Annotated in this window: 15 protein-coding genes; 5 read left to right on the forward strand and 10 right to left on the reverse strand. The window is 40.4% G+C overall.

Going from position 1 to position 14,546, the window contains the following annotated elements:
* Positions 1-6 precede the first annotated feature (6 nt).
* The 5 genes from qoxA to NSQ34_RS17390 form a co-directional block, all read right to left on the reverse strand.
* The gene (gene qoxA / locus NSQ34_RS17370) at positions 7-963 is read right to left on the reverse strand and encodes a cytochrome aa3 quinol oxidase subunit II (protein ID WP_342501087.1); all 957 of its coding nucleotides are present in this window, start codon (positions 961-963) and stop codon (positions 7-9) included.
* Positions 964-1,480: 517 nt separating this feature from the next.
* Positions 1,481-2,563 (reverse strand): aminopeptidase P family N-terminal domain-containing protein, encoded by a 1,083-nt coding sequence (locus NSQ34_RS17375; RefSeq protein ID WP_217008668.1) that lies wholly within the window; start codon positions 2,561-2,563, stop codon positions 1,481-1,483.
* Between the two features lie 12 nt (positions 2,564-2,575).
* Positions 2,576-4,087, reverse strand: a complete 1,512-nt coding sequence (galT, locus tag NSQ34_RS17380) for a UDP-glucose--hexose-1-phosphate uridylyltransferase (RefSeq protein WP_342500977.1) — start codon at positions 4,085-4,087, stop codon at positions 2,576-2,578.
* 35 nt (positions 4,088-4,122) lie between these two features.
* Complete coding sequence (galE, locus tag NSQ34_RS17385) at positions 4,123-5,115, reverse strand: UDP-glucose 4-epimerase GalE (RefSeq protein ID WP_342500978.1); 993 nt, start codon at positions 5,113-5,115, stop codon at positions 4,123-4,125.
* The gene (locus tag NSQ34_RS17390; RefSeq protein WP_098677119.1) at positions 5,115-6,302 is read right to left on the reverse strand and encodes a galactokinase; all 1,188 of its coding nucleotides are present in this window, start codon (positions 6,300-6,302) and stop codon (positions 5,115-5,117) included. Before NSQ34_RS17390 ends, galE begins: the two co-directional genes overlap by 1 nt.
* Before the next feature lie 175 nt (positions 6,303-6,477).
* Here NSQ34_RS17390 and NSQ34_RS17395 point away from each other — a divergent pair, with 175 nt between their 5' ends.
* The gene (locus NSQ34_RS17395; RefSeq protein WP_024423841.1) at positions 6,478-7,323 is read left to right on the forward strand and encodes an AraC family transcriptional regulator; all 846 of its coding nucleotides are present in this window, start codon (positions 6,478-6,480) and stop codon (positions 7,321-7,323) included.
* 34 nt (positions 7,324-7,357) lie between these two features.
* Here NSQ34_RS17395 and NSQ34_RS17400 read toward each other — a convergent pair whose 3' ends face one another.
* Positions 7,358-7,615, reverse strand: a complete 258-nt coding sequence (locus NSQ34_RS17400; RefSeq protein ID WP_034281308.1) for a hypothetical protein — start codon at positions 7,613-7,615, stop codon at positions 7,358-7,360.
* A gap of 26 nt (positions 7,616-7,641) precedes the next feature.
* Entirely contained in the window at positions 7,642-8,025 is a 384-nt protein-coding gene (locus tag NSQ34_RS17405) for a GtrA family protein (protein WP_012011676.1), read from the reverse strand.
* 455 nt (positions 8,026-8,480) lie between these two features.
* On the opposite strand from NSQ34_RS17405, the gene NSQ34_RS17410 reads away from it, so the two are divergent.
* From NSQ34_RS17410 to NSQ34_RS17420, 3 genes are all read left to right on the forward strand, one after another.
* Entirely contained in the window at positions 8,481-8,621 is a 141-nt protein-coding gene (locus NSQ34_RS17410) for an anti-repressor SinI family protein (protein ID WP_008345506.1), read from the forward strand.
* Between the two features lie 302 nt (positions 8,622-8,923).
* Entirely contained in the window at positions 8,924-9,613 is a 690-nt protein-coding gene (locus NSQ34_RS17415; RefSeq protein ID WP_081125030.1) for a class I SAM-dependent methyltransferase, read from the forward strand.
* On the forward strand, positions 9,606-10,274 hold the full coding sequence (locus NSQ34_RS17420; protein ID WP_098677117.1) for a glycosyltransferase family protein: 669 nt from the start codon (positions 9,606-9,608) through the stop codon (positions 10,272-10,274). Before NSQ34_RS17415 ends, NSQ34_RS17420 begins: the two co-directional genes overlap by 8 nt.
* A gap of 251 nt (positions 10,275-10,525) precedes the next feature.
* Here the strand turns inward: NSQ34_RS17420 and NSQ34_RS17425 are convergent, their stop codons facing one another.
* The gene (locus NSQ34_RS17425) at positions 10,526-10,810 is read right to left on the reverse strand and encodes a hypothetical protein (protein WP_041115399.1); all 285 of its coding nucleotides are present in this window, start codon (positions 10,808-10,810) and stop codon (positions 10,526-10,528) included.
* Positions 10,800-11,927 carry a Rap family tetratricopeptide repeat protein gene (locus NSQ34_RS17430; RefSeq protein WP_342500979.1) on the reverse strand — a complete coding sequence of 376 codons (1,128 nt, stop codon included), beginning with the start codon at positions 11,925-11,927 and terminating at the stop codon, positions 10,800-10,802. Before NSQ34_RS17430 ends, NSQ34_RS17425 begins: the two co-directional genes overlap by 11 nt.
* 1,083 nt (positions 11,928-13,010) lie before the next feature.
* On the opposite strand from NSQ34_RS17430, the gene NSQ34_RS17435 reads away from it, so the two are divergent.
* Positions 13,011-13,589, forward strand: coding sequence for a hypothetical protein (locus NSQ34_RS17435; RefSeq protein WP_141545653.1), 579 nt, complete (start codon positions 13,011-13,013; stop codon positions 13,587-13,589).
* A gap of 608 nt (positions 13,590-14,197) precedes the next feature.
* Here the strand turns inward: NSQ34_RS17435 and NSQ34_RS17440 are convergent.
* Positions 14,198-14,461, reverse strand: coding sequence for an SEC-C metal-binding domain-containing protein (locus NSQ34_RS17440; protein WP_051627325.1), 264 nt, complete (start codon positions 14,459-14,461; stop codon positions 14,198-14,200).
* Positions 14,462-14,546 lie beyond the last annotated feature (85 nt).

The raw sequence follows: 14,546 nt of genomic DNA on the forward strand, positions 1-14,546 counted from the left end.
GTCAGTTTATTCATTATCTAGTTTTCTTTTATAGTTCTTCACATTCTCGAAAGGATCTGTTTTGGAATGCGGAGAAACTGATTGGTAACCTAAACGTTTGCGTGCTTGGAGTGCGTATTCAGAATCCTCTCCATGCTTCGCAAAGGATAAATGTGTTGATGAGAATGTCTGCACATCTGCAGCATCAGGAAGCATCAAGTAGTCATACGTTTTCTTCGTTAACTTTGGTGCTTCTTTCTTCGTTTTGTTTACCCATTTATCATAGTCAGACTGCGTCATCGCATTGACTTTGAATTTTTGCTGAGCAAAGCCCTCGCCTGTGAAGTTGGCGTTTCTTCCTTGGTATGTGCCTACTTCATCAGCTTGAAGATATTGTTCCATTTCCATTCCAGCCATCGCATACTTCTCCCCGCCTAGCTGAGGAATCCATAGTGATGCCATTGTATCAGCGGAAGTGATTTTGAATAAAACCGGCTGATCTTTTGGAATGTTTAAGTAGTTCACTGTCTCAATATTTTCCTCTGGATAGCTAAAGATCCATTTCCAATCAACAGCTGTCGCATAAACGACAAGAGGATCTTTATGGCTTGTTGCTTGAGGTGCCTCTTCCAAAGAGTAAATTGTTTTTACAGTTGGAACTGAAAGGGCAGCAACGATTAATATTGGGATCACTGTCCAGACAACTTCTAGAAGCGTGTTCCCGTGTAGTTCTGGGTTATAAGAGGCGTTTCCAACGTCCTTACGCTCACGGTATTTAACCAAAATGATGGTAAACATTACAAATACCGCACCAACGATAAAGAGCATAAATCCGATCGATAAAAGGATTAAGTCTTTTTGTTGTGCTGCGACTGGTCCTTTAGGATCTAAAACAGCGATATTGCTGCAACCTCCTAATACAAAAACACTCACGAGCATCGCTAATAAAAGCATAGGTTTAATGGCTCTGAACAAGAAGATCACCATCCTTCCTTAGATAATGTATAAATTGCTGAATAATTGTGAAAAGCCATCTGCCTTCGAAAACTTTTCTTCCCTTTGTAATGCTATCAAAATCTGTTAGAGTTAGCTTCCCTTTTTTCAAAAGTTCATTTATTTTTCAACAGATTTCTTTTAAAATGTCATAAATTCGACATAAATTTATATTATTGCACACACAATAAATTTCTAGGATTTTGAAAAGTTGAGAGTTGAAGGCAAAGGACAAACAATCAAGAACTTTGTCAAATTTAGGTTTACCACAATAAAAAAGTTTGGTCAAATTTCAATTTAACTTAATGAAATTTTATCTAGGTAAACAATTTCAAAATAGGTATCCCCACATTTAACAAAAACCTTACTTATTTTAACGCAAGTTGATAAGAAAAGAAAGTATCGATCCTCTGACTATACACTGTAAGAATTGGTAATCATGTTGAATATGTGGAATCCCACTTAATGACTTCCAGCAAAAAACCGGCTTAGCGCCGGCATTCTGCAATTATTCATCTCTTACTAAAATATCAGGGCGCCTATAGATGTCCCCTTCATGTTCAACGTCAATGTATGTCCACTTGCCTGTATAGGTTAAAAAGCGGTTCCCCTCTTTCTCTACGACCATCGTATCCTCTGATTTCAATCCAGGCAATGAAGGGTTCCATGTAAACACTTGCTGCAGCTGAATTTCTTCCTTCGATGAAGGCACTGCAATCATTTCTCTAGATATAAAGCCCGTTTTTCCTCCTTGATGAAGCTTTTTCCAGCTATCAGGGAAGCCTTCTTTTTCATACTGAGCGATACCTGCTTTCAACACGTCTCCCAAAGTCTTACCGGGGCGCGTAGCGGCATTCATGACCGTGTCAATTCGTGCAAGCCGCTCTTTGTTCTCTTCAAGCTCCTGTGGAAGCTGACCGAAGTAAACAGACCTTGTGACATTCGCCACGAGTCCATGCCGTTCAGCACAAAGGACAACAAGCGCATGCTTTTGAAGTTTTTTGTCTGTTGGAATTGGATGACGGTATTGATGAATCCGGTCATCTGTTGCTACAAGCAGCACTTCAATCGTCATTCCCTGCGCGATCGCTTTTTGAGCCGCTAAAGAAGCGATTTCGTGCTCCGTCTGTCCTGGAACGATTTCTTTACAGACACTCTCTACAATGACCGCTGTTTCATGACAAAGCGTTTCATATTGGCGGAGCTGTGATGCAGAAAGAATGGATCGAACTTGCGACAAATCCGGCTCAACCCATTCGAATCCGTCCATTTGAATGTCTGACCCGATTCGTTTGTCTTTTGTGAGTGTTTGAATGTGTGCCGTATCATCCTCAAACCAATCCATCGTCACCACTTGAAATGGGTGATCGATATACGCCATCTCTTCTTCAATGATCCGCTTTTCTTCCATTTGATTCACGATGAGGACGATGTCGTCTTTTAACACAAGCAGCTTGCACACGCCCTCTGGTGTATTTAACACAATGTGATTTCTTCTTCCTCCTGTCAGCCAGGAGAAGTTATTTCGCTTTTGAATTAAGACACCGTCGAGCTGTTTTTCTTCCATTATTGTTCTTACTTGTTCAATCATCTAATCACCTGCCTATATGAGTGTATGAATGAAACGTTTAAAAGCTGTTTTCCCTTGCTCGGTTCTTTTAAACACACCCGCCTGTGAGAGAATTCGAGAAAAAATGATGCCGACTTCTTTTTGTAAAATGGCTTCTGTATTCTCTTCTGTAAAGGTGTTCTCTTCAAGCAGACGCTTTGCCCATGCTTCATGTTTCGTGATAGCAGGACGGGCTTTGATTTCTTCAAGGGGGTTTTGAGATAACAGCGCTTCTTTTAATTGGCTCAATTCCTCTGCTAATCTACCAGGAAGAACTGCAAGACCCATCACTTCAATTAATCCGATATTCTCTTTTTTAATATGATGGACTTCTTCGTGCGGGTGGAAAATTCCGTCCGGGTGCTGCTTGTTTGTACGATTATTACGCAGCACTAGATCTAATTCATAGTCATCTCCATGTCGGCGTGCAATTGGTGTAATGGTATTATGCGGCGTCTCTCCTGTATGAGCTAGCAGCTCTACTCCTTCATCTGAATACATTTTCCACTCGTTTAAGATAAAGTCTGCGGCGTCTGCAAGCGTCTGCCTATCGCTGCTTCGAAGGCGGATCACAGACATCGGCCATTTCACAATCCCGGCCCTCACATTCGGAAAGGCACTCAGAGAAAAAACATCTTCAAGTTTCGCTTTTGCCATCGGAAATTCATGCGCACCGCCCTGAAAATGGTCATGACTTAATATACTGCCCCCGACAATCGGAAGGTCGGCGTTCGATCCGATGAAATAGTGCGGGTATATATATATGAAAGAAAGCAATCGTTCAAAGGTCTTTTTGGTGATGCTCATCGGCTCATGTTCGCCTTTGAACACAATGCAGTGCTCGTTGTAGTACACATAAGGTGAAAATTGTAGAAACCAAGATTCATCTGTGAGTGTCACAGGAATAATCCGGTGATTCTGTCTCGCTGGATGGTTGATGCGCCCCCCAAACCCAACGTTTTCTTTACAAAGGAGACAAAGAGGATATTGTTTTTGACTAAGCTTTTTGGCTTCAGCGATTGCTTTTGGGTCCTTTTCCGGCTTTGATAGATTGATTGTGATCTCCAGCACGCCATCATCTGTTGGTGTAAACCACTGCACATTTTTGGCGATTCTGCCTGTATGAATATAGTGTGCGTGCTGCTGCATTTCATAGAACCAGCTTGTAGCAGCCTCTGGCCCTTCATGCTGGCGCTTCTCTTCAAACTTTGCGCAGATGACACTTGGAGGCGCCACCAAGCATCCCATGATTTTCGCATCTAGTAAATCGCGATACGTATCCGTCCCCTCAGGGATAAGGCCAGTCTCAACTGCCCAATCCAGCATCGGCATTAAGATGTCTTCAAGCTCCGCTTCCCCTGAGACTGTTCTTGGCTCAGCTTCATCCAGCCCAAGCACCTCAAGCAGCCGATTTCTCGTATAATCGATATCTAGTCGTGTGATCAGCTCTTGATTGATCCCGTATTGAATCAGCTGTTCCAGTTTTTCAAAAATATCAACCGCCATTCTCTCTGTCCCCTCTCTTGCCTGCCTGTTATGCGTTATTTACTCTGGTAGCCGTCTGGATGCTTCTGAAACCAATCCCACGCACTTTGAATGATGGTGTGAAGGTCAGCATATTGAGGTGTCCACCCTAATTCTTGCAGCGCTTTTTCAGAAGAAGCAATCAGCTTTGCTGGATCTCCCGCGCGTCTGTCAGCGACCTGTGCTGGAATCGCATGACCCGTGACGTTTCTTACAGCATCTACTACCTGCTTCACGGAGAAACCAGTGCCATTCCCTAAGTTATATGTTGCACTTCCTTTTCCAGCGCGCAGATGATCAACAGCTAAGATGTGCGCCTCTACTAAATCCATGACATGAATGTAATCCCTAATACACGTGCCATCCTCTGTCTCATAATCATCACCGTAAATCATGATCTGATCTCGTTTTCCTAAAGCCACTTGCAGAATAATCGGAATGAGGTGTGTCTCAGGCTGATGATCCTCTCCGACAAGTCCTTCTGTATGAGCGCCAGCTACATTAAAGTAGCGAAGCACAACGTATTTCATTCCATATGCCTGCTCAGACCACTTCAGCATTTTTTCAATGGCTAGTTTCGTTTCTCCATAAGGATTGGTTGGATTCGTCTCATCCGTTTCAACGATCGGCACTCGCTTTGGTTCACCATATGCGGCAGCGGTTGAAGAGAAAACGATGTGTTTCACATCAAATTCATTCATCACCTGAAGTAAGGCTGTCGCTCCTCCAACGTTGTTGTCATAGTACTTTAGCGGGTCTGTTACACTCTCGCCGACAAGTGAATCTGCGGCAAAGTGCATCACCGCTTCTATTTGATGCGTTTTGAAAACCTGTCTTAAAAAATCTTGATCTCGTAAATCTCCCTCTTCTAAAACAGCTCCCTCCAAAACAGCTTCTTTGTGCCCTGTCTGCAAATTATCCACTACCACCACTTGTTGACCTTTCGCTAAAAGAGCCGCTACCGCATGGCTGCCAATGTACCCTGCTCCCCCGCACACTAAAATTGTCATTACACTTCCTCCTTCGTGAGTTCTCTTGCGCCGCCTCCAATTCCAGCTGTGTAAAAAGAGGCTTGAATGCCCGTCTTCTCTTGATAAATCGCACCCGTTTCTTTTATAAATGATGCCAGCTGCTTTTCTTTCACAATACTGATCGTACAGCCGCCGAAACCCGCGCCCGTCATACGAGAGCCTATCGTTCCAGGATGGAGCCAAGCGGCTTCTGCCAGTGTATCTAGTTCAAATCCAGTCACTTCATAATCATTCTTTAAAGAGAGATGAGAAGCCTTCATAAGCGCACCTATTTCTTCCATTTTATCATCTTTCAGAAATTTGACTGCTTTTATGGTCCGCTCGTTTTCTGTCACCACGTGTCTTGCACGTTTGCGGCATGTTTCATCCTGAATCAAATGGGCATGTTCGGCAAATTCATCTGCCGTGAGCTCACATAAGTGGGCAAGGTCGATTTCTTCTCGTAAATCGTTTAAAGCTGATTGACACTCTGACCGGCGTTCATTGTATTTGGAGTCTGCCAGTGTCCGCTTTTTGTTTGTATTGGCAATGACAAGCGCCAGTCCCTCTTGCCGAAACGGACTGTATTGAAAATCAAGGGTATCGCAATTAAGCAAAATGGCGTGATCTTCTTTTCCAAGAGCAATTGAAAACTGATCCATGATGCCGCAATTGACGCCAATAAATTCATTTTCTGCACGCTGCGAAAGGAGGGCAAGACGGGCATTTGAAACGCCGAATGAATGCCATTCATTGATGCAGACGGCGGTGACAAGCTCGATGGAGGCAGAGGAAGACAGGCCTGCGCCATTGGGAATATTGCCGCCGTATACAATGTCAAAGCCTTCTTCTATCTTCATCCCTGCTTCAATAAACTGATGGAACACGCCCTTCGGATAATTCGCCCAGCCATCCGACTCTAAGTAAGCGATTTCAAAAAGGTCGAATTCTTTCACACCATCGCCATCAAAGTTCAAGGAATACATTCTCACGCGGCCATCTGACCGCTTTGCACATGCTGCATATGTACCGAGAGTGAGCGCACAAGGGAATACATGACCTCCATTGTAATCTGTATGTTCACCAATCAAGTTCACTCTTCCCGGGGCAAAAAAATAGCGAAGTTCTTCTTCTTTATCCCCAAATTGCTGGTGAAATGCCGTGCGTAACATATCGATCATATCCATTCCCCTTTTCTCATCTGATACTCTTATTTTAGTTGCCTGAACTGCGTAAGTTCAATGGTAAAAAAATCGTTAAAAAATACCCTTTTTTTGCTGTGAATGGTACGATGTGATATGAGGTGTAACATGATTCAAAATAGAAAAAGGTTGTTTTTTGCTGTGAAGGAGGTTTTCCAATTTGAAGAAGGAAGCATTTGCATTTCGTTTTCACCATTCTGATGTTACATTGCCGGCACAAATATGGTCTGTTGGCTGGGAGGTTCAATCATCTTCGTTATACAGCTGGAATGGCGTGGAGCGGAAGGATCAGGGCAAGTGCATCTTTCAGCTCACACTGTCTGGACACGGCATGATTGAAATCGGACAGAAGCGGTTCAAAGTCTTGCCAGGGCAGGCCTTTCTTGTGAAAAGTCCAAGTGCCTATCAATATTATTTTCCAGAGGACAGTGAGCATTGGGAATTTCTCTATTTGACGCTTTATGGGGAAGCCTGTGATCTTTGCTTTGACCAATTTATAGATCAAGGAAAGCAGGTCATGCGTTTTCATCCTCATTCCAAACCGATCCGCCTGCTGAAGAAAATTTATGATGAAGCCAGTGAAAGACGGATTACCAATCCATTTGAGGGGTCTAGCCTTGCTTATCAATTTGTCATGGAACTGTATTCATATTTGCCAAAGCTTGAGGGACAAATGGAAAAATGGCCTGAGCCCATCGTCCAAGCGGCCTTGTTTGCCAGCCATCATTTTCACGAGGAAATTGGCCCAGACGATATGGCAGCTGCGGCACGTTTATCCAAAAGTCATTTTACGAGGGAATTCAAAAAGGCCACTGGCTTCACACCTATTCATTACTTAACCAATATCCGGTTAGAGAAGGCGGAAACATTATTAAAAACAACGAAATACTCAATTGAAGAAATCGCCATACAGTGCGGCTACCGAAATGCGAATTACTTGAATAAAGTCTTTCGAAAGAAAATCGGCATGTCTCCAAAGCAACTGCGGGAAACAAGCGATGCATAATAAAAAGCAGCCGCTTCATCATTGGCTGCTTCTTTTACGATTTTGACAGATCAACATGAATTCTTCCTTGTTTTAAAACAATCGTCATTTGCGTATCAGGGGTCATTAAGTTTTCTAAAATGTCCGTTGCCGTTTGAAGCGCAATGTCCATTCGGTTGATCTTTTCCTTTTCTTGTTCCGAAAACGCTTCTGGATGTGCGGTCATTTCTTTGACTAGCCTCAGCACTTGTTCATGCTGCTTTTCTGTTTGTTGATATATGGCATCATATAAGTCGTCTGGCCTGCTGCTCATTTCACATCACCTATCTTTTTTATGTGTTAAATCGCATCTTCTTTTGTTTTCTTGAAGACGAACCACTTACTGGCGACATAATTGACCACCACAATCACAAAGTTGACGAGAATTTTTGCGACGGTTTCATTGAGCGCCATTTGGCTCACAAATAAAATCATCAGCCCCAGATCTACACCTAGAGACATGAGACGGACACTAAAAAATGAAGAAAGCTCACGCATGAGGCTTTTTGTGTCACGAGCCTTTTGCTTGAAGACATACTTCTTATTGGTGATATAAGCAAAGAGAACAGCAAATACCCATGAAACAACCGTAGCTGTTTTGTAATCCATGGAAAACATCTCAACGAATAAATAGAAGCTGACGATATTGACAATGGTTGTACACACACCCATCACAAGATACATGACAACTTCTTGATACTTTTGAAAAAGGCTATACATGTCTTTCTTCATTCCTTCTTGGTGGTTTCTGTTTCTTTTAGAATACCATCTTGAGAAGAACTTCCCAAACGAACAATATGTATGTCCTGAAAAGATGAAATTTGTTCTACTCGATGGCAAATGTCAACGCAATTGGTTTATATGAGTCAAATGTTTTAGGTCTTTATCATTATTTTAATTTATAATCTTTCAACTGACTTTACAATTGTTTATTATTAGAAGTAAGATTTCAATATTTATGGGTTTTTTAGTCATTTTTTTAGGGACGTGGTAGGTGATAGATTTTACAAAATAGGTTAAATGTCATCATTTTTCGACAAAATTTATTTTGCGCTGTTTTCAACCACACGTACAGTTACTAGACGGTTTGTTCAAGTCATTGGTTGCAGTGAATATGTCTTATTGAACTGGAGGATATTATGGATACGCAAGTGAAAAGAAGAGTTGACGAAGAGTGGGTTTATTTGATTCAGGAAGCGAAAAAAATTGGACTAGGCATCGAAGAAATACAAGCTTTTTTAACATCCAACGGTGATCAGAAGATGATAAACAAACCGTAAATCAACGCCGTTATCCTTTGTCTTTCAGACTGCTTTGGCTATAAGTTCTGACCTGTCAATTGACCTTTTGAAAATCCTTTCATGACGATACGCTACAATAATTGAACACCTCTCCATACCAATCCCTTCCACTCAATGGGGTTCTGTCTTTCTATATTAGGAGGACAGTCCGTTTCCTGTTCTTTATATGATTCCTTTTTAGCCGCTATTCATGAAAATTGTCCTTCTCTCGTTATAAAACCAAGCTGTCCACCCATATATTAAGCATGAAAACAACGAGAAAGCAGAAAGGTGGGTAGAGCGTGAGTTCAGATTCCCTTTCGTATTATCACCAAAAAAAGGATCAGTATTATCATGGGGTAAACCCGGTCATCGTCAGCCGTATCCGCGCGGAATGGACGTCTTTGTTGGATATCGGATGCGGCACAGGCAAGCTTGGAAAAGTCCTGAAACAAAAGGGCCGGACCATTTATGGCATTGAGTCATTTGAAGATGCAGCAAAAGAGGCTAAGCAAGAGCTGGATCATGTTCTCTGCGGAAATATTGAACAACTGGCTCTCCCTTATCAACATGAACAATTTGACTGCATGATTTTCGGAGACGTCCTCGAGCATTTATTGGACCCTTGGGCCGTTTTAAAAAAGGTGAAACCCTTCCTTAAAAAAGAGGGTGCCATCCTGTCATCTATTCCAAATATCGGCCACATTTCAACGGTTTTAGAATTACTAGCCGGCAGATTTACTTATACAGATGCAGGGTTAATGGATCAAACACATTTACGTTTCTTCACCCTTCACGAAATACATGCACTCTTTCATTCAGCGGGTTTTCGCATTCGCGAATTCGAGGCCATTCGCGTACAGCATCCTTCCTATGCAAGCGTGTTGAATGATCTACATGAATTACTCATGAAACACGGCATTCGTTCTGATTTTCACGAGGCAGCTACAGCCTATCAATATGTGGTCGAGGCGGTTCCATTCAATGAGTAATCCCACCATCCTGTTTGTTTTATGTGTGAATGATGAATCGATGTTTCAGGCTTGCTTCCGGCAGCTCGCTTCACTTCCAGCTCCTCATGGATACCATGTGGAGGTCTTACCCATCAGACATGCATCAAGTATGACCTCTGCATACAATGAAGCCATCACTCATCCAGCTCAGTTTAAAATTTATCTTCATCAGGATACCTTGATTGTCAAACAGCATATGCTGCTTGAACTCATCCCGCTTTTTTTACAAAACCCATCACTTGGCATGGTTGGAGTGATTGGAGCAGAAAGCGTGCCTGACAATGGAATTTGGTGGGAGAGTTCTGATTGCAGGGGAAAAGTCATTGAATATCGTCACGACACCTATCAGCTGCTTTCGTTTGAAAGAGGCCGTCAGCAGCCCGAAGCGCAAGATTATATCCAAGCTGCAGCCATTGATGGTCTTTTCATGGCGACGCAGTATGATGTGAAGTGGCGTGAGGATCTCTTTGATGGCTTTCATTTTTATGATGTTTCGCAATCCTTTGAATTCATGCAACAGGGCTATGAGGTTGGCATTGTGAGGCAAGAAGAGCCTTGGTGTATTCATAAATGCGGAGATCATTTTGACGCAGAAACATATGAAAAAGCGAGAAAAACATTTCTTGCAAATTATCGATAGAAAGCACCCTTTTCGGGTGCCCAGAATGTAGAGAAACTCATGTTTTTCTACATTCTTTTTTATTTTCCACGTCATGATGTTAGGTGAGAATGGGTCTTTTGGTGCTTTTAAGATCTTGTGCAGCTTTCAAGAAAAGGACACGGAGCACATGCTTTCGGATCTGATTTGTAGAACCGATAACCTTTCCGGGAAAATAAAGCTGTCGAGATTTTCTCGACAGCCTGACAGACCCTAAAGGTCTGTTTGATTCATCAAGTAGATAATCTAGAATCACGTGTTCCAAAACGAATATCCGGATTTACACTAGAACGGGTTCCATTCCTCACAGCAAAATCGTTATCATGTTGAGATAAAGTTATAAGAGGGAAATCTTGAGTAGTAACGCTACTGCCTGTAGCATTTCTTACTGTCAGATCAGTTGATTCTGGAGAAGTAGCATTTCTTGAATTCACATCAAAATCGACAGATGATAATGAGATCACACCTAGCAATGCTGAAGCACTCAAAAAACCAGTAAGAACCGTTTTAAAATTCATATGAACAGTCGCCCCTTTGGATTTGTTTTCGGGCGTACATCACTTTTTCGTACATTTTTACAGATTCATCCATACGCCCATTCTCATTATAGTACCGAGCCGCTTCGAGCGCTAGGTCTTCTATGTATGGATAACCCCTCTCGTTCTCTAATTTTTCCAACGAGCTCAAGACCTCACTTAGGTTTGCTGTTTTTAAAAATAAATTTTCCAATACCATCAGCAACGATAAAAACAGATCATTTTTTCTATTCTTCGCTTCTTCCAAGCCTCTTTTGAAAAATCTTTCTCCCTCAATAAATTCCTTTTGACTCAAATGAAATAAAGATAATTCATAATAAACCAAAAGCAACTCTGTAGCATGAATAGGCTCTCCTTCAAGAATAACCTGATTAAAATAAGCTAGTGCCCTATTAAAATCACCTAATCCTTTATAACAACAACCAATATTAAATAATGACTTCACAATCATTGGCTTATTAGAAATTGCCTTAGATCTTTCTAAAGATGACAATAAATGAGGAAGCGCCTTTTCTCTGCATTCAAAATCAATGAAATTACCTGCCATAACAGTTAGACAATTAATTTCTCGAATCATATAAAGTGAATTGCTCTTATGTGCCTTATAGGTATCATAAGAAAGACCAACGTAATACATAGACACGTGTGTCTGTTTCATGTGATAAAACACTTCTGATAATTTGTAGTAAAATTCCGCTCTTTCTAACTCATCCCCTACTTGCTCCAGGCGCTTTTCCGCGCGCTTATAGAACACAATAGCTCTAATAAACTCACCATTTTTGAATTCATACATTCCTTGAAAAAAATTAAAATAGTATTCAAGAATGGCTGACATCTTCTTTCCTTGTCCTTCTACAGCTTTCAAGTAATCAGATTTTTCAAGTGGTTCTTTAGAAGGCTGCACATAGTCTGTCATCAATTGGTGACGGAACTCCATCAGCTGAAAATAAAGAACCGCCTGTTCATCTTCTTCCATGACATCTATATCTTTTCTAATCTCTTCCCTTAGCATCTGGGCCTCTTTAACATTGAATCTTTTTATATGCTTATACCATTCATTTATCTTGATCGCTACAACTGGAGACGGTATAGACGCCATCTACAATCCCCCCTAGAAAACCAATTTTTAATAAATGTTAGCACAATAATTCCTAATAAAATCCTATTTTTCCATTCATATGTAAAGTTTTCGGCATGACGCAAACACTTTGTAAGCAAGTAGGACACAAGACATATCAATCTTTAGATGCTATCGCAGCAGTTAACGCATTTAAATCCCATATAAGCGTTCTTGAAGCATCACACTATGGAAATACCCGAGCATAAATAAAGGTGCTTAAAACGAACATGAACGCTCTTGGTGGTTTGAAATAGGCGCTATGTTTTTTTAGAAACAAAAAAAACAGGCTCTTTAGCCTGTTCTTTATTATCCAGTGATGACCATATTGATGAATGGGACACTCAGTAAAAAGAAAACAACGGCAAAAACAACTTTTTAACCCATCTCTTTTTTATCATATAAACAGCAAAATAAGAAGCATCAATTAACATCATCAATACTGGTATTACAGTCATCATAAATTCTCCTCCCAAATAAAAGAACCTATATTGCGGTCACCGCAACCCAAAAAGAAACTTTCCATCAAATTACCAATTATCAAGAAATAAATGGTAGCATGAAAATATATCAAAGAAAGTGAGTGATTCTTATAAGTCCATGACTCCTATGCCTCATTATGCAACCATTTTTTTGACTCTCTTATGATTCCCCAAAATAGGAATCTGTATAGAATTACAATCAAGAAAAAAGTATAAACAAACTCAAAGGGAGAGAATGGTTCATAATCAATTATGTATGCATTAATAAACACTATTATCAAAGAAAACAATTCCATCAAAGAATCTATAAATCTGTTTTCTTTGAACACGTCCCTTGTCTTTTTGAAATTAAAGATGTCTTTAATTTCCCCGCTGGAAAGTCCTTTGATCAAACCTAGACCTATAAAATACACCCCAAAAGAAAACTCATAGGACAAATTAAAAATGTGTGTGATTACACAATAAATCAAAGTGAATAAGAATAAATACATTTTATTACTCTCCTTAACCTCTAAGTATTCCACCCCAATAGAAGGAAATATCATGTATGCGTTACCCCAAAAAACAAATAGGAGTGGTACGTATGTTTAAAAAATTTCTAGTAATGTTATGTGTGCTTACTATTACATTTGGTTTCTCTTCTCCAATGATTAGTCATGCCAGTCAAGGTAATAATAAGACCCCTCCAGTCAGTGTAGATAAAAAACAATTGGAATTAGCAGAGAAACTATCTAATTACTTCGAATTAGATAAGGATGGAAATACTCATTTTACAGCTGATAAAGAAACCCTTATGGAAATGGGAATTTCAGAACACGACAGTCAACTAATGACTTCTATGAAATCAGAAGAATTTAGCTTTGAAGAGAATGAGAAAAAAGGTGACATGCAGGCTTATGGTTTTGTAGGTCTACACCTCAAATTAGGACCGAAAGTTAGAAGCATGAACGCCATAGTAGCAGGTGGATTTGCAGCCGGATATATCGGTTGGTACACAAGCAAAATTGCTGCTGCTGGACCATGGGGTGCCGGAGCCGCCGCGGCTATTACTGCTGGAACTTCTGGTGCGGTTGCATGGGCAGTTAAAAACAAATATAAGAAAGTTGATGTAGGCGTAAATATTATGTTTGTCGACTTAGCATATACTGTAAAAATACCTTAAAAATTACTGTTAAGCAACAATAAATAAAAAAAGCAGGCTCCAGTAAGAGCCTGCTTACTTTTAATATAAGACTTCAACACAAAATTTTTGAAATTCCTGAAAATATTTTGGTTCTGCATTAATAGTGGTAAGCGTATAGAAAGTGTTGCAGCGTGCAGACGATCGGTAAGCCCTCTCATTCTTCTCCTCGTAAAACAACCCTTTTTACATAAAAAAAGAAGCCATTTACGGCTTCTTGTGTTGAATTTCACTTTTCCATTATTTTATATCCGAAATCTATAAGGCACAGTTGAAAACCTCTCTGGAATGAATTTTTATCATCTTTATCTAACATACCATCCTTGTATGTTTCAATTAAGCTTTCAGCACGCGACTGTTCCATCGGCGTGTACCGGCACTAATTTATATTCCATAATACGATTTTCTCCTTGATCCTCGACTTCAAAACACCCTTTTTATAAAGCTATTTCAATTGTTCAACAAGTATTGTGCCAACGTCTTTCGAGACATATACCTCTAAATTTTCTCCAGGTGTCAGGTCGTTCATTTTTAATTGTTTCACACTGATCTAAAACAGTATCATATATTTTTTCTACTCGATCTTTGCTTCAAGTCTTCAACTCACGCATAATAAATTCAAACTCAATTTCAGTTATAGAAAAATCCTCATAGCAGCAGTTATAACACCCCTTTTGACATGGAGGAATATTACCTGTTGATTTTTGATAATCTTCTATTTTTCGTTCGTACTTTCTGTATGTCTGGATAAGCCGAGCAGCTCTTGATTCAGGATGAATGTCACTATGACACTTTTTATATTTCTTCCCGCTACCACAGAAACACGGGTCATTTCTTGAGATTGTCTTAACCATTGCCTTCCCCCTACAACAACAGGATCAACCCATTAATTACCTAAACAATTTTATCATATATTACCAAAAAAATGCCGTCTTGCAT

It is taken from the genome of Bacillus sp. FSL P2-0069 (assembly GCF_038593315.1).
GTDB classification, from domain to species: domain Bacteria; phylum Bacillota; class Bacilli; order Bacillales; family Bacillaceae; genus Bacillus; species Bacillus safensis.

Excerpts from the sequence above, each read along its gene's own strand:
- galT (WP_342500977.1), bottom strand. The coding sequence starts at position 4,087 with ATGGCGGTTGATATTTTTGAAAAACTGGAACAGCTGATTCAATACGGG.
- NSQ34_RS17425 (WP_041115399.1), bottom strand. The coding sequence starts at position 10,810 with ATGAATTTTAAAACGGTTCTTACTGGTTTTTTGAGTGCTTCAGCATTG.
- NSQ34_RS17435 (WP_141545653.1), top strand. The coding sequence starts at position 13,011 with ATGTTTAAAAAATTTCTAGTAATGTTATGTGTGCTTACTATTACATTT.
- NSQ34_RS17420 (WP_098677117.1), top strand. The coding sequence starts at position 9,606 with ATGAGTAATCCCACCATCCTGTTTGTTTTATGTGTGAATGATGAATCG.
- NSQ34_RS17390 (WP_098677119.1), bottom strand. The coding sequence starts at position 6,302 with ATGGATATGATCGATATGTTACGCACGGCATTTCACCAGCAATTTGGG.
- NSQ34_RS17410 (WP_008345506.1), top strand. The coding sequence starts at position 8,481 with ATGGATACGCAAGTGAAAAGAAGAGTTGACGAAGAGTGGGTTTATTTG.
- galE (WP_342500978.1), bottom strand. The coding sequence starts at position 5,115 with ATGACAATTTTAGTGTGCGGGGGAGCAGGGTACATTGGCAGCCATGCG.
- NSQ34_RS17440 (WP_051627325.1), bottom strand. The coding sequence starts at position 14,461 with ATGGTTAAGACAATCTCAAGAAATGACCCGTGTTTCTGTGGTAGCGGG.
- NSQ34_RS17405 (WP_012011676.1), bottom strand. The coding sequence starts at position 8,025 with ATGTATCTTGTGATGGGTGTGTGTACAACCATTGTCAATATCGTCAGC.
- NSQ34_RS17375 (WP_217008668.1), bottom strand. The coding sequence starts at position 2,563 with ATGATTGAACAAGTAAGAACAATAATGGAAGAAAAACAGCTCGACGGT.
- NSQ34_RS17400 (WP_034281308.1), bottom strand. The coding sequence starts at position 7,615 with ATGAGCAGCAGGCCAGACGACTTATATGATGCCATATATCAACAAACA.
- NSQ34_RS17430 (WP_342500979.1), bottom strand. The coding sequence starts at position 11,927 with ATGGCGTCTATACCGTCTCCAGTTGTAGCGATCAAGATAAATGAATGG.